Source organism: Acinetobacter sp. 1125_18A (genome assembly GCF_052824985.1).
Map to the genome: position 1 here is coordinate 33,620 of NZ_VTDG01000007.1, position 14,867 is coordinate 48,486.

Annotated in this window: 14 protein-coding genes; 6 read left to right on the forward strand and 8 right to left on the reverse strand. The window is 38.0% G+C overall.

What is annotated here, in order from left to right; all coding sequences use genetic code 11:
* The first annotated feature begins 199 nt into the window (after positions 1 to 199).
* Entirely contained in the window at positions 200 to 1,195 is a 996-nt protein-coding gene (locus FY049_RS13395) for a glycosyl transferase family protein (protein WP_419280661.1), read from the forward strand.
* Between the two features lie 27 nt (positions 1,196 to 1,222).
* Here FY049_RS13395 and FY049_RS13400 read toward each other — a convergent pair whose 3' ends face one another.
* From FY049_RS13400 to FY049_RS13410, 3 genes are all read right to left on the reverse strand, one after another.
* Complete coding sequence (locus FY049_RS13400; protein WP_446083831.1) at positions 1,223 to 1,687, reverse strand: hypothetical protein; 465 nt, start codon at positions 1,685 to 1,687, stop codon at positions 1,223 to 1,225.
* A 212-nt stretch (positions 1,688 to 1,899) separates the two neighbouring features.
* Positions 1,900 to 2,166, reverse strand: a complete 267-nt coding sequence (locus FY049_RS13405; RefSeq protein ID WP_004721875.1) for a YeaC family protein — start codon at positions 2,164 to 2,166, stop codon at positions 1,900 to 1,902.
* A 2-nt stretch (positions 2,167 to 2,168) separates the two neighbouring features.
* Positions 2,169 to 3,071, reverse strand: coding sequence for an NAD(+) kinase (locus tag FY049_RS13410; protein WP_004721877.1), 903 nt, complete (start codon positions 3,069 to 3,071; stop codon positions 2,169 to 2,171).
* Between the two features lie 195 nt (positions 3,072 to 3,266).
* Between FY049_RS13410 and mrcB the strand changes: the two genes are divergently transcribed.
* Positions 3,267 to 5,660: a penicillin-binding protein 1B gene (gene mrcB / locus FY049_RS13415; protein WP_446083832.1), complete on the forward strand. Its 2,394-nt coding sequence runs from the start codon at positions 3,267 to 3,269 to the stop codon at positions 5,658 to 5,660.
* A gap of 51 nt (positions 5,661 to 5,711) precedes the next feature.
* Positions 5,712 to 6,296 carry a tetratricopeptide repeat protein gene (locus tag FY049_RS13420; RefSeq protein ID WP_446083833.1) on the forward strand — a complete coding sequence of 195 codons (585 nt, stop codon included), beginning with the start codon at positions 5,712 to 5,714 and terminating at the stop codon, positions 6,294 to 6,296.
* A gap of 26 nt (positions 6,297 to 6,322) precedes the next feature.
* On the opposite strand, the gene FY049_RS13425 is transcribed toward FY049_RS13420, so the two are convergent.
* Positions 6,323 to 7,234 carry an NUDIX domain-containing protein gene (locus FY049_RS13425; protein ID WP_446083834.1) on the reverse strand — a complete coding sequence of 304 codons (912 nt, stop codon included), beginning with the start codon at positions 7,232 to 7,234 and terminating at the stop codon, positions 6,323 to 6,325.
* Between the two features lie 140 nt (positions 7,235 to 7,374).
* On the opposite strand from FY049_RS13425, the gene hemP reads away from it, so the two are divergent.
* A complete protein-coding gene (gene hemP, locus FY049_RS13430) occupies positions 7,375 to 7,545 on the forward strand; it encodes a hemin uptake protein HemP (RefSeq protein WP_004721884.1) in 171 nt (56 codons plus the stop codon).
* A 197-nt stretch (positions 7,546 to 7,742) separates the two neighbouring features.
* Here the strand turns inward: hemP and FY049_RS13435 are convergent, their stop codons facing one another.
* The 4 genes from FY049_RS13435 to FY049_RS13450 all read right to left on the reverse strand — a co-directional run bounded on the left by FY049_RS13435 (position 7,743) and on the right by FY049_RS13450 (position 12,166).
* Complete coding sequence (locus FY049_RS13435; protein ID WP_446083835.1) at positions 7,743 to 9,077, reverse strand: sensor histidine kinase; 1,335 nt, start codon at positions 9,075 to 9,077, stop codon at positions 7,743 to 7,745.
* A 41-nt stretch (positions 9,078 to 9,118) separates the two neighbouring features.
* Positions 9,119 to 9,784, reverse strand: coding sequence for a response regulator transcription factor (locus tag FY049_RS13440; RefSeq protein WP_004721888.1), 666 nt, complete (start codon positions 9,782 to 9,784; stop codon positions 9,119 to 9,121).
* Positions 9,785 to 9,947: 163 nt separating this feature from the next.
* On the reverse strand, positions 9,948 to 10,307 hold the full coding sequence (locus FY049_RS13445; RefSeq protein ID WP_446083836.1) for a NirD/YgiW/YdeI family stress tolerance protein: 360 nt from the start codon (positions 10,305 to 10,307) through the stop codon (positions 9,948 to 9,950).
* 101 nt (positions 10,308 to 10,408) lie between these two features.
* Entirely contained in the window at positions 10,409 to 12,166 is a 1,758-nt protein-coding gene (locus FY049_RS13450) for a GspE/PulE family protein (RefSeq protein WP_004820151.1), read from the reverse strand.
* 174 nt (positions 12,167 to 12,340) lie between these two features.
* Between FY049_RS13450 and FY049_RS13455 the strand changes: the two genes are divergently transcribed.
* Both FY049_RS13455 and FY049_RS13460 read left to right on the forward strand, forming a co-directional pair.
* Positions 12,341 to 13,600, forward strand: coding sequence for an MgtC/SapB family protein (locus tag FY049_RS13455; protein WP_151957023.1), 1,260 nt, complete (start codon positions 12,341 to 12,343; stop codon positions 13,598 to 13,600).
* Positions 13,601 to 13,795: 195 nt separating this feature from the next.
* Positions 13,796 to 14,767, forward strand: coding sequence for a hypothetical protein (locus FY049_RS13460; RefSeq protein ID WP_446083837.1), 972 nt, complete (start codon positions 13,796 to 13,798; stop codon positions 14,765 to 14,767).
* Positions 14,768 to 14,867 lie beyond the last annotated feature (100 nt).

Sequence of the window (14,867 nt, forward strand, 5' to 3'; positions counted from 1 at the left end):
CAGGAGATAAAAAATAAAACGCTCTTCAAGGCTATTTTAATTAATTTTTGATGATCAATCTCTATGCAAATGTTAATTTCGCCTAACATCTGTGCAATTTATGCTTAGACCTTAGTCTAATATCGTCTATATCTATACGATTCAGATCCATTTATGGCATAGTGTATTCCACTGTCTCCTCTCCCTTGATCCATTTGACATGAATACAAAACGCAATCTTTATAAAGACTTTGAACATCCTTTTGCGCAGTTTGTGCGAATTGTCGGTAAAGGGAAAAATGGTGCACGATCATTAACTTATGATGAAGCTTATCAAGCTTTTTCAATGATTTTGAAAAATGAAGTCTTAGACGTGCAACTTGGCGCATTTTTAATGTTGCTTCGGGTCAAAGAAGAGTCTGTAGATGAACTGACAGGTTTTGTCCAAGCGACCAAAGACCAATTGAATTTTCAGCCACTTGCTGTGGATTTAGATTGGTCATCTTATGCAGGTAAACGCAAACATTATCCGTGGTTTTTATTGGCAGCATTAACACTTTCAAAGCATGGCTATAAGATCGTGATGCATGGTGCATCAGGTCATACCATGAACCGTGTGTATACTGAACAAGTCTTAGAATACTTAGGTTTTCCAATTTGCCAAAATGAAGCACAAGTCAAACAGCAACTAGACACCCAAAATTTTGCCTATTTGCCTTTAAATGTAATTTCTCCGATCTTGGCAGATTTGATCAATCTTAGGAATGTGATGGGTTTACGCTCCCCGATTCACACACTGGCTCGTTTGATTAATCCATTCAATGCCAAAGCAACCTTACAGGCAATTTTCCACCCCGCTTATCGTAGTTCACACCAACAAGCTGCCTTTCAATTAGGTTATAAAAATAGTGCTGTGATTAAAGGTGAAGGTGGCGAGTTTGAGCGTAATCCTGATGCAAAAACCCTCATCTGTGGTATTCAAGATGGTGAACTTTATGAACATGAATTGCCTAAATTAACCGATAACCGCAGCCCAACAGAAGAACAGCTTGATCTCTCTATTTTTAAAGCGGTTTGGGAAGGCCAACAAGCACATGAATATGGAGAAATTGCCATCACTGAAACAATGGGCATTGCTTTATATACCATGGGTATTGTAAATAACTATCCAGAAGCCATGAGTAAAGCAAAGTATCTTTGGAACACACGTTTCTAATTTCATCTTCAAACACAAGCGTGAACGTTATTGATCACGCTTTTGGATAAAATAAAAATCAGCCCAATAGGGATAGCTCTTCCCTGAAGAATGAATATTGATAAGTTGCAACTGATCACCCATTTTGACATCAATATTATTGGGTTGATAAGGACCAGATAAATAAGCATCTTTTTGCTTTCCAATCAGACTGGAGCAATACAAATGATGGGTTTTTATCATTTTTGATGCATCGGCTGTATAAGCATTACGGATCTTGATACCAATTAACAACATGGGATAACCATCATTTTTAATTGATGTATATTGTGTGACTGGCGTTTGGAAATTTTGACTTGCGGTTACGGTAACATCTAATAAACATTGAATACTTCTTGCACCACTTGTTCGCTCAGCGAATGCACTGGTCGAAATTGCAGTGATACAGAATAAACTGAGTCGAGCAAGCTTTATTGTTTTTAGTCGCGTTATTGTTTTGAGCAGCTTGAGCATTTTAACCTCTTTATCGTTTTTAAGATTTTTATCATTCTGAATATCTTTATCACCTTATTACGCACTTCTCGTTTGAACGTATTTATCGTTTTAACATAGTTATCGTTTTAATATCATCATGATTGAAACAGTTTAAATATTATTGTTTTTTAAATTGAGTGTTTGAATCACAAAGTGAAACTACTCTGTGATTCAAGGGATCTTTTGCTCAGTTAGATAAAACGAATCGGTTTAAATTCTGGCTCAGGCACATGCGAATCACATTCCTCTCCTTCTTCTTTATGCCCTTTATCGATATAACCTGTACGTTCTTTTTCAGGTATATTCTGATGTTCCCAAGCAATCACTGCTTGCATACAGGTTTGACGTTGCTCAGCAGTCAACGCCACACCATTTGGCCATTTACCAATTTCTACCGCAGTTTTTAAACGCTCAACAATGTCAGCATCTAAAATAGAAAGCATCTGTTCAATATTCATGGTCAATCCCGCTGAAAAGAATCAAAATCTTGATTCCAGCCAAGTTTAGTACGACAAGCCATATAGAAGTCATAACCTGGTGGATGTAAAAGTATTAGTTTGAAGGGATGTTTACGAATATGCAAACTATCACCGACATTTAATGAAACGCTATGCTGACCATCGGCACTGACCATCGGCAACACACGGTTTTCACGGATCAATATCTTAATTTCACTTTGCCCACCCACCACAATCGGTCTTGATGACAACGTATGTGGGTGCATTGGAACCAAAGCAATCGCATCCATACTTGGATGTAAAATCGGTCCCCCACCAGATAAGGCATATGCCGTTGAACCTGTCGGGGTCGATACAATTAAACCATCACTGTGCTGGCGATAAACATATTGCCCATCAATGTTCAGCTCAAAATCAATCATATGTACAGATTTACCAGAATGAAGTACCACATCATTCAAAGCAATTGCATCATAAATTATTTCATTTTTACTGCGAATTTCAATTTCCAATAAGAAGCGACGATCAAGCTGAAACTCACCTTTTAAAACTTGATCTAACTTAAACAGCACTTCAGTCGGTTTAATATCTGTTAAAAAACCTAAGCGACCTCGGTTCACCCCAAGTACAGGAATATTGTATTTTACCAATGCACGTGCAGCATGTAATAAAGAACCATCACCACCCACGACAATAACCAAATCAACCACTTCACCGAGCAGATTCTTACTGACAGTTTGTGTATTGGTATAAGGTACAAGTTGTGCTGTAGCTGTATCAAAAACTGGATGCAGACCCAAACTTAATAAATGATCGTGTATAAGACAAAGCGTATCAACCACAGATGATTTATCTGGTCTTCCAATTAAACCGATATTACGAAAGGTCTTTGGTGAAATTTGCACAGATGCGGTAGCTCCACTGAAATTCTGAGATATAATAGCACTCTCAGTATATGTTTATAAAATCATTCATATACGAAAAATAACGAGAATGTTTAAAAAGCCTTTAAATTTGTGTATTTCACAGATTTATTATTGCAAAATTAAGAAAAGCTTCGCATGATTAGCGAAAATAAATTTGGGTATTATTATCTGTATATGAAGACCGAACGTGGTATAGGCTTAATTGCACTGATTTTTTGTGTATTAATTATTGCAGTATTTCTCGCATTTAGCGTCTACTTAATTCGCCTCGACAATGTTATTCGAGATAAGTTTGAAGGCAATCGCTGGGATATTCCTGCGAAAGTATTCGCTCGCCCATTAGAAATTTATGCAACTGCGCCAATTGCCCAAATAGAGTTTGAACAAGAGCTCAAATTACTCGGTTATAAAAACAGTGATAGCTATACCAAATCGGGAACCTATATTACCCAACCGAATACAATTTACGTGCATACACGTGGCTTTGACTTTGGTGACAGTGTAGATCCAGAACAAGTCCTACAGGTGACCTTTGCTGGTGATACAGTTACAGATGTAAAAGCCACCAAACCGACTAATACTGGAATCGCACGTCTAGAGCCAATGTTAATTGGTGGTATCTACCCGCAACACAATGAAGACCGTGTCCTCATCAAATTAAATAAAGTTCCTAAACCTTTGATTGAAGCATTAATCGCCACAGAGGATAGAAACTTTTATCGCCATCATGGTATTTCATTCCGTGGTACAGCACGTGCTTTACTTAGTAATGTGACTGGTGGTAAACGTCAAGGTGGTTCAACACTGACTCAACAGTTGGTTAAGAACTTTTTCTTAACCCCTGAAAAGACCTTAAAACGTAAAGTAAATGAAGCCCTGATGTCGCTGTTATTAGAGCTTCATTACAGCAAAGATGAAATTTTAGAAGCCTATTTGAATGAAGTGAATTTAGGTCAAAGTGGTAACTATTCTGTCAATGGTTATGGCTTGGCTTCACAATTCTATTTCGGTTTACCACTCAGTGAATTAAATATTTCACAACAAGCATTTTTGGTTGGTTTAGTTCAAGGCCCTACCCTATTTAACCCTTGGAAAAATCCTGAAGGCGCAAAAAAACGTCGCGATATTGTGCTGAACAATATGTTGGTGATGGGATACTTAGACCAAGCGCAATATGAAAAAGAAATTGCACGTCCGCTCAATGTGGTGCGTAAACCAACATTAGGTACAGCAAGCTTCCCAGACTTCTTAGATATTGTACGTCGTCAACTTAAAACCGAATACCAAGAATCAGATTTAACCAATCAAGGTTTAAGAATTTTTACAACACTTGATCCAATTGCACAAACTAGAGTGCAAAAGAGCTTTAGAGAAACGGTGAGCCGTTTAGCCAATGCGAACCCAGCAAGATTAAAAGACCTACAAGGCGCTGTTTTAGTTACCCGCCCTGAAAATGGCGAATTGATTGCTGCTGTTGGTTCAACCCAAGACTTTACTGGCTTTAACCGTACTGTAGATGCTAAACGTCAAGTGGGTTCTTTGCTAAAACCTGTGATTTATTTAAGTGCGTTGGAATCAGGTCGTTATAACTGGGCATCACAAATTGAAGATGCGCCAATTAGTTTACCTGTCAGTGGTAATCAAACGTGGACACCAAAGAACTATAGTGGAACAGGTCATGGCTATGTTCCAATGTCTCAAGCCTTAGCAAACTCATATAACTTGTCTGCTGTACGTTTAGGGAACGAATTCGGGATCTCTACATTTAGCAATAACTTGTCTAAATTTGGCGTAACTTCAAAGATTCCAAACTACCCGTCTATTTTCCTTGGTGCGGTTGATATGTCGCCAATGGAAGTGATGAGTATTTATGGTAACTTTGCAACAGGTGGATTTAAATATCCAACCAAAGCCATTCGTACTGTTGTAGATTCTAATGGTCGTTTATTGGAGCGTTTTGGTTTAAATGTACAACAGACTATAGACCCTTCTGCTGCCTTCTTATTGAACTTTGGCTTACAACAAGTCATGTCTGCAGGTACAGGTAAAGCGGCTTACAACACATTACCAACTGATCTCAAACTTGCGGGCAAATCTGGTACAACCAACGATACCCGTGATTCTTGGTTTGCTGGATATTCAGGCAATAATTTAGCAGTGGTGTGGTTAGGCTTAGACAACAATAAAATCACTGGGCTTACAGGTTCATCTGGTGCATTACCTGTTTGGATCAATGTCATGAAGCAATTACGCCAAAAACCAGTGAATTTACGTCAAACAGATGATATTTCATGGCAATGGATTGACTCTCGAACTGGGGAGCTTTCAGCACAAGGCTGTGAAGGCGCGCTATATATTCCATTATTACGTCACACAGTCCCTAATCGTGCGACAGAGTGCGGCATGCCATATTATCAAGTTGATCCTCAATCCACGCCTGATACGCAACAAAACACTTCACAGCCGCATTCAAGTGATAGTATAGAAAACTATATTCGCGAAAGTGAAGACAGTTTAGATCAGGACTCAAGAGGTCATGTGATCTCAAGTGGTAGTTATAACAACTAATCTAAACATGTTGGATATACGGGTAAATTGGCTTTTAAATAGGAATTTGTGATGAAACGAAATGTAAGCACAATCGCTTATATTCTAAGTTTAAGCGGAATATTAACTTTGGCTGGGTGTCAAACAACACCCCAACAAAATTCTAAACCGAGCAAATCTGTTGAAAAGCCAAAATCTGAACAGCCAGACCATCGGGTTGCTACACCAGATGGAGTAAAAATTACCCCTTATGAACGCCCTGAAATTAAACGTGAAAAAGTTCCTGTCGTGATTGCACCGCAATCCAGGCCTCAAACGCAAAAATTTGAGGATGGGGAAAATATCCCAGCATTTAAACAGCTCATCCAACAAACTCAAACTGCGTATCAAAAGGGCCAGTGGGATGAAGCTGAACGTTATGCAATCCATGCACAACGTATAGCACCACAATCAGCACAAGTGTTCTCTTATTTGGCTCAAATTGCCAATCAGAAGAAACAATATGCGAATGCTGAATCTTTAGCGCGACGTGGTTTAAGTTATGCGCAAAGTCCATCCCAAAAGAAAACCTTTTGGAATGTTATTTTGCAGGCTGCTCAGCAATTAAAAAATCAACAGACCATCGCAGAAGCGCAAAAACAGTTACAACGCTTATAACTGTTTAAGCCAATATCTCTGCTCGATTAAAAATTTCGAATCCCAGCAATCCCGTATGCATAATGCTGTTGTGCAATCACTAAATCAGCTTGGCTTAATCCCCCCAATGCAAAGACCGGTAAATCACAGGTCTTGGCATATTCAGCAAATTTTTCCCATCCAAGTGCATTGGCTTCAGGATGGGTCTGGGTTGCAAATACTGGACTTAAAATCACAGCATCAAAACCCAATGTCTGTGCTCGCTGTAAAGATACCAGATCATGACATGCTGCTATACAACGTAGACCGATTGGTAACTGCTCGATGTGTAAATCCATCAATTGATGCTGTTTATAATGTACAGCAGCTATACTTTTTTGAAGATGTTCAGGCAACTGTTGCCATAGCTCTATATTGATGATCAAGCGAGATAAGGCATTTGCAGCTAACTGCGAAATTTGTGTTACAGCAACCTGATCTGCAGTCGTTCTAAAATAAAAAAATTGCGCGTTGTCATCTAGACTTTTTTCTATGCTCAATACTGAAAGATTGTCGGAGATTTTAATTTGATGCGCCCAGTACAAGCGTTGAATAATCGCTTGATTGGCTTTAGGGAAATTCAGCGCGAATAGTTGATCACGCCCATACCATGTCCAAGGTTTCTGAATATCATGTAAATATTGTTCAGGAACCGTGGCATGAAAAAGATGAAGAAACACTTCAACATCATCATAAACATGATGAATTACATCAAAAGCATGCCATTGCTGGATGCCAATTCCCACTTCCTCAAAGATCTCTCGACGACATGCTTCAACAGGCATTTCCCCTGCTTCAATTTTGCCGCCAGGAAATTCATATTTATTGCCCTGATGCTGATCCGCATTGCGCCAACCGACCAACACTTTCCCACGATAAAGTAATAAAGCGATAGCCACATGAATACTGGGTTTAGACATAAAAATCGACACCTGAATTTTTAATGAATTGTAAGCAATTATAGAAATTTTATAAATGATAAAAATTATCGTTGACAGACCTATTCGATAATGATTATCATTTAAATCACTTAGACAGCACCCCACACGGAGTAACAATAATGAACGCACCTTTTAGCCTATTCACACGTAACACTGAAGCTCACCAATCTCTTCCGATGTTACATTCAAATAACTTATTTGCATTAGGGCGTGAAATTCGCATCATGCATGCTGGAGAAGAATATCGCTTACGTTTAACACGTAACAATCGTCTAATTTTGACCAAATAACTATAAAAACATTAAGTTAAAACAAAAAACGTGGGAACAAGCAGTATGAATCAGCGCATACTGCTTTTTAATTTTGTCAGCTGATTTTTAATGCTTATCTATAGATTTTTATACAACAACCTATCTCTGTAACTCTGTAAAACGATCTAATGAAATGCTAAACACGCAATAAAAATAACCGATTCAATCGTACAGCTTTAACGTAAATAAACACAAACGCTCAAACCGCCATATTCGGAAGCAGCAAACTGAATCTGTCCATGATGCAGATCGATCACCTTTTTACAAATTGATAAACCTAAGCCTGAACCTTGTGTTTTGGTCCCCAACGCTCGGTAAAAACGCTCACCTAAACGATCTAAGATATCTTGAGGAATACCCTCACCATCGTTTTGAATTTCAAAGCTATTGCTATTGTTTAAAGGTCCAATCTGAATATAAATATTGCCCTGTACTGGCGTATAACGAATCGCATTATCGACAAGATTGCGAATACAAATAAAAAGTAATTCTTCATTTACATAGACCTGAACATCTTCGCTTTGAATATGAATCTGAAGCTGCTTTTCGTCTATAAAAGGATCTAAACTATTTAGCACATGCTGAGTCATTTGCTCTAGACTTATCCAAGTCTTCGGTAATTCACTGGCATCCGCTGGATCTAATCGGGCCAAAAGCAAAAGATTTTCAAGAACCAGTGTTCCTCGATTCACATCATTTTGAATACTATTGAGTTGCTGATAAATCTCAGGGACCTCGGCATATTTGCGTTGTAATAACTGCAAACGCATTTGTATCGCAGAAAGTGGCGAACGTAATTCATGTGATGCATCTGCGGTAAAGCGTTGTTCAGCAATTAAAGCTTGATCCAGTCGCGCAAGCATTTGATTGAGCTGATTGACCATCGGCTCAAGTTCTTTAAATGCAGGCTGTTGCTGAATTAAGCTGAGATCATTGGCATTTTTCTCTGCAATTTCTGTCGAAAGCAGTTGAATAGATTTAAATTGTTTTTTAACTGAGAAATGTAAAATCAACCATTGCACCAACCAGAGACTCAATAAAACCAATAAATAGCTGATAAAACTTTGCAATAAGTCTTTAAAACGGACACTTAAGGGCTGTATAACATAGACGCTTAACTGAGAATCCTGATCAATCGCTCGGTAGCGACGTAACAACTTATTATCTGACCAAATAAATGCATATCCATTGTCTTCACCCTTCGCCAGAAGATTGTCATGCCCCTGTTGCAAATCAAATTCAGGTGATTGGGTCAGCATCACCTGACCATTCATCAATCGATATTGAATATCAAATTCATCACTTAACTCATCCAATTGAAAACCAGACGTCGCACTTAAATCTGAGATCAGAAGCATATCTGCAACTTCATCCATGATTTCATCTTGTACGTTCATGTTGTGATAAATCGAAAGACTGACCAGAAGTATCAGCGCAAAAATACCTGCCACAATTGAACTGAGCATTGAGGTCTTAATCAGCTTGGTTTGTAGTGATATTGCCTGGGTCATATTCATCCTATTGAAATCATTCAAAGTACTCGGTGAAATACTCAATCTTGCTCTTTATTCATACGATAGCCCAAGCCACGGATTGTTTTGATCAAATGTCCACCGATCTTCTTACGCAATTGATAGATATAAACTTCAATCGCATTACTTTCAATTTCATCCCCCCAAGCATAAAGAGATTCTTCCAATTGCTCACGTGTCACAATATGTTCAGGCTTTTGCATCAATTTATATAAAATTTGAAATTCTTTTGCGGTGAGATGAACAACTTGCTGATCCTGAAATACCGTTTTCGCTTGAGTATCTAATACTAAATTTTCATATTTTATTTCATGTAAATTTGTGACTTGGGTTTGTCTGAGTTGTGCCCGTACTCGGGCAGATAATTCTTCTAAACTAAAAGGCTTTACCAAATAATCATTTGCGCCGAGATCCAAACCTTGCACACGATCTTGAATACTATCTCTTGCGGTAAGAAAAATCACAGGAATTTCTGGAAATTGACGTTTTAACAGTTTAAGAATTTCATCGCCAGTGGCTTTGGGCAGACCACGATCTAGCAAGATGCAGTCATATTGATGCTGTTCTATGGCTAAAATTGCATGATCACCACGTTCGACCCAATCTATATTGTAGCCATCCATTTCCAACCAAGATTTAATACTTTCAGCTTGTGAACTATCATCTTCAGCGAGCAAAATTCGCATAGACCATCTCTCTTTTAGGCAGATAAAGCCTTGATCAAAATAAAATCTGCAGTTTGTTGCTATTCATACTTGTTGAACATAGGTAAAGACCACATGCATACACATGTAGTCTTAGAGAATATAACGAGAATCTGCGGTGATTTATTGTTAACAAATAAAATAATTAAAAATTCACGGTATCTACATCAATTTCTACACGTTTTGTCGGTTTATAATCGATATCGACCTCACCAAACAATGTCACTGTAGCATTTGCCGCGATCGGTTTACCTTGCCATAATTCATCATCAATATCGACAGTAATGCTACCTGTGCTATCACGGAATTGATATTTTTCATCACCGATTGCTTTGACCACGTTGCCACGAAGCTGCACTTTGGTATCGTCTTTCAGTGTTAACGCTTGTTTTACTGTGGTTAAACTTGGTGTAAGCGCTGATTGATTTACTGCTGTGTTTGCAGTGGCAAAACTTGTTAAACCAATCAAGCTTGTGGTTAAAATTGTTTTCGCAATGATGTTCATTGTTGTTTCCTCATATCGGTTCATCGTTTCGATAGAAGCATTAAAACAAACCAACATGAGGTGAATCTTAGGATTTCTTCATTTTCTATTTTAAATCAAAATTAATTTAAAGGCACAACTCTAAGGACTTCTTCCAGCGTTGTTACGCCTTCCAATACTTTACGTGCACCAGCAATTCTTAATGGTTCAATACCCTCTTTTTTTGCCTGCATTTTTAAATCATCTAAAGTCACGCCCGCACTAATTCGCTGCTTTGCTTCAAGGCTAATCGGCATAAACTCGTAAATCCCGACACGACCTTTATAACCTGTTTGACGGCATTCCTCACATCCAACTGCTTTATATACAAAACTAGGCATTTTGGTCTGATAGCCAAATGTCAAATGCTTCCACTCTTGTTCATTGATAAAGGTTTCTTGCTTACAATGTGGACAAAGCTTACGCACTAAACGCTGAGCCAATACTCCCAAAATCGTTGCAGCGGTTAAAAAAGGCTGCACGCCTAAATCATGCAAACGTGTCAGACTTGATGGTGCATCATTGGTATGCAAAGTTGAAAGCACTAAATGACCTGTTAATGCTGCCTGAATCGCCATGTTAGCAGTATCTTGGTCACGAATTTCCCCAACCATAATAATATCTGGATCTTGACGCATCAAAGCACGGATACCATCAGCAAAACCGAGCTCAATCCCTTGATTGACCTGCATCTGGTTAAAGCTTGGCTCCAACATTTCAATCGGATCTTCAATGGTACAGACATTCACTTGTTCGGTTGCCAATTGTTTTAACGACGAATAAAGCGTGGTGGTTTTACCTGAACCTGTGGGGCCAGTCACCAAAATAATGCCATGACTATGTTGAGTTAAAGCATGCCACTGTGCCAATAAATGTTCATCAAAACCCAATTGCTGAAAACTTCGTACCAAAACTTCTGGGTCGAAAATACGCATCACTAACTTTTCACCAAAAGCAGTCGGCAATGTTGAAAGACGTAGTTCGGTTTCTTGCCCTTTCGGTGTCCGTGTTTTTAAACGCCCATCCTGCGGTTTACGTTTTTCTGCAACATTCATACGACCTAAAATTTTAATCCGTGAAATAACTGCGGTTAAGGTATTGGCTGGCATATTATAAATCGTATGCAGTACCCCATCGATACGAAAACGAATTTTGCCTTTTTCCTTACGCGGTTCTAAGTGAATATCACTCGCCCCTTGCTCAAAAGCAAACTGTAAAACCCAATCGACCAGTTTCACAATATGCTGATCATTGGCATCTGGATTCTGGGTATCACCCAATTGTAAAAGTGCTTCTACACCCTTATTTTCTTTATCATAGGCACTGGATTTTTGTGAATTACTGACCGCTTTACTGACTTGATAGTACTCAGTTAAATAACGTTGTAATAACTCAGGATTTAATACTACTTTTTCAATTTTTTTGGGGCTTAAACTACGCTCTAAATTATGTACCCAATCCGTCATAAAAGGCTGTGCTGTACCAATCAGAATTTTATCGGCACTGACCTCAACTGCTAAAATTTTATTTCTTATTGCAAACTCTTGCGACATGACATTGGTCAGTGAAGTCACATCGGCCTTTAAAGGATCAATCGTAAATGAATTAAGTTCGGCTTTTTCAGCTAACCATTCTGTCAGCGTGGTCAATGTCAGTCTTTTAACTGGATTTTTAGCATCGACGAGCTTAAAGCTGGCTATCCATTGCAAAGGATGCCACTTCAACTGATCGCGTTGTCGATGCGTGGTTTGTACCAATAGTTTTTCACGTTCTGTAATACGGCCATCTTTTAATAATTGTTCTAAACACCAAGCTGTATCGATTTCAAAATTAAATTGCATTGTTATATCCCCGAAACTCAATCTACTATAACAAAATTAATTGTTGTATTTCTTGGATTTTCTAAATTCAACAATGTATTTAACGCATGGCTAAAAAATAAACTTTTGTTTTTCTAAAACTTTGCGATACATTGAAATCATTCTATTAATTCATGGTCTTATTTGGAGAGCACTATGAATTTTATATCGCTCTATCCATTTTCATTTGGCTCATATACCGATTTCCTCACCATCATTGCGGCTGCATTGGGTTGTGGTCTACTTATCGGTCTTGAACGTGAACGAAGTCAGCAACGTGAAAATCAAAATAGTTTTGCGGGTTTAAGGTCATTTGCCATTTGCGCTTTACTTGGCGCTGTTTGCTTTTTGTTTGGTCCCTATTTTGGCATTGCGGGTGCATTCATTACAGGTGGTATCGTCATTTATTCTTTAAAGAATCAAACTGATGATCCTGGTGTAACCACTGAAATTGCATTTATCCTCACTTATTTTATCGGTGGAATGTGCGTTTGGAATATTTCTTTTGCCGCAGGTTTATCGGTCATCCTCACCGTCTTGTTGATGACTAAACATTCTATGCATGGCATTGCCGGGAAATGGATTACAGAATCTGAATTTAAAGATGGAATTTTCTTACTGGCATTGTTATTAATTGCATTGCCACTGACACCAAACAAAGCTTTATGGGGTGCTGTGCTTAACCCCTATGTTATTTTAAAATTACTCACCTTAATTTTGGCGGTGCAAGCACTTGCACATATTGCCAAACGATTATTGTCATCAAAAAATGCCATGCTGTTGTCTTCGCTTGCTTCTGGTTTTGTTTCCAGTACCGCAACCATTGCCAGCTTAGGATTAGAAGTCCGAAATGGACGTGCAGATGCCAAAGCCAATGCAGGGGCAGCATTAATGTCTTGCGTGGCAACCCTACTACAACTCATGATTATTGTGATTGGTGTCAGTATTACATGGTTCAAACTCATTGTACTGCCCAGCCTAATCGCTATCGCGATCCTGACCATTTTTGCCTTATGGTTTATGCGTCATACACAACCGATTGAAAATAATCAGCTTGTAGATAGTCGTATGTTTAGTCTAAAAGAAGCAGCCATTATTGCAGTGTCTTTGACCTTGATTCAGGCGGGTGTATATGGGTTAAATCTTTTATTGGGCGATGCGGGTTTAATTGCAGGTACGCTTTTGGCCTCATTATTTGAAATTCATGGTGCTTTGGCCACGATTGTCATTCAGGGAGAACCGAGTAATCACATCTTATCTCTCGCCTTTGTTTTAGGTTTAGCAGCACATGCCATTGCGAAATCGATAAATGCATTTTTAAGTGGTGGCAGCCGCTATGCCTTGATCTTTGCTCCAATTCAAATTTTGCATATGACAATGTTTATCATCGTTTTTGTTTGGGTTCTTCAATATTAAAAGCACTTTTTTTTTGCGAGGATGAAATTGAGATCAACAAAATCATTTTAAGCTTTCGATCAATATATAATTATAAAAATTAACAGAATTTTAACTTTTCATCAAAAAAACATTGAAAAATTAAAATGTTTAAATATGATGACAGCGAGAATTTTATACTCATAAATTTTAATATTTTATAATTTGGAATAATTCATGAAAATTAAATTACTGTCTTTTACCATCATTTCTTCATTATTTTTAACCGCATGTGGAGGTGATTCAGATGCTGGGGATTATACAACAAACAACGAATCTGAATGGTTTGGATATGAAACTGGCGGTTCAACTCAAGACATTAACCTCTTTACTAAAGTAAAGTTTAGCTTTAACAATAAGCAGATGTACATCAATGGTGAATATAACGTTGATGGTTCAACACAGTTCCTTTCATCTGATCTTTTAAGTGATTATTTAGCAACAGATGGGCTCTATGACGCGCCTAAAAGTAAAACTGATTTGGGCTATCAATATGCAACATTGAAATCGAAAACAGCGACAGTTTGGACATTTACACCCTATTCATCACGTAACTATAACCAATTGGAATTAACTGAAAAATTTGAAACAGTCAACTTAACAGGCAAAGCAATTAGTCCATATATCAATGGATTTGAGCATTATGCTGGCTCAAATATTGCGCTTAGCTCAATAGTTGGCGCTTATTCTTCATATTATGTGCAAAAACTTAAAGGCAAAACATTCCCATCTGGATCAACGTGTTTAAGATCAATTTCCTCTTCAACAAATACAAACTTCGCTGATCTTTATTCAGACAATCGTCTGAATAATTACAACCCATCAAAATATTTTAAAGATGGTTATATTTCAACGACACTAGGAAAATTCAACTTAGATTTATCCCGAGACATGCAATTGAATACATCGGTTGATGCCGTAGCTAAAATCGGCTCTGACTATTACCCTGCAAACTATTACACTGCGGGTGAATATGACATACTTGCAAGCCAAATTAAGCAATATGAACGAGATTATCAAGATGCTGTTGCTGAGTTTGGTAAAAACAGTATAAATGCTCAGTTAGCAGAAGCTTATCTAAATGGCTTAAAGTCAGAATGTACGCTGTTCAACAAAACAGCAAGTGCTGCAATTGATGCTGTAAAATAAAAGATATTCTTTTATATAGCACTGACTAAATCTTATTTTTAGTCAGTGCTTAAAATAATTTACTTGTTTCATTTTGTAGCTAGAAAAACAACAAAGTTAA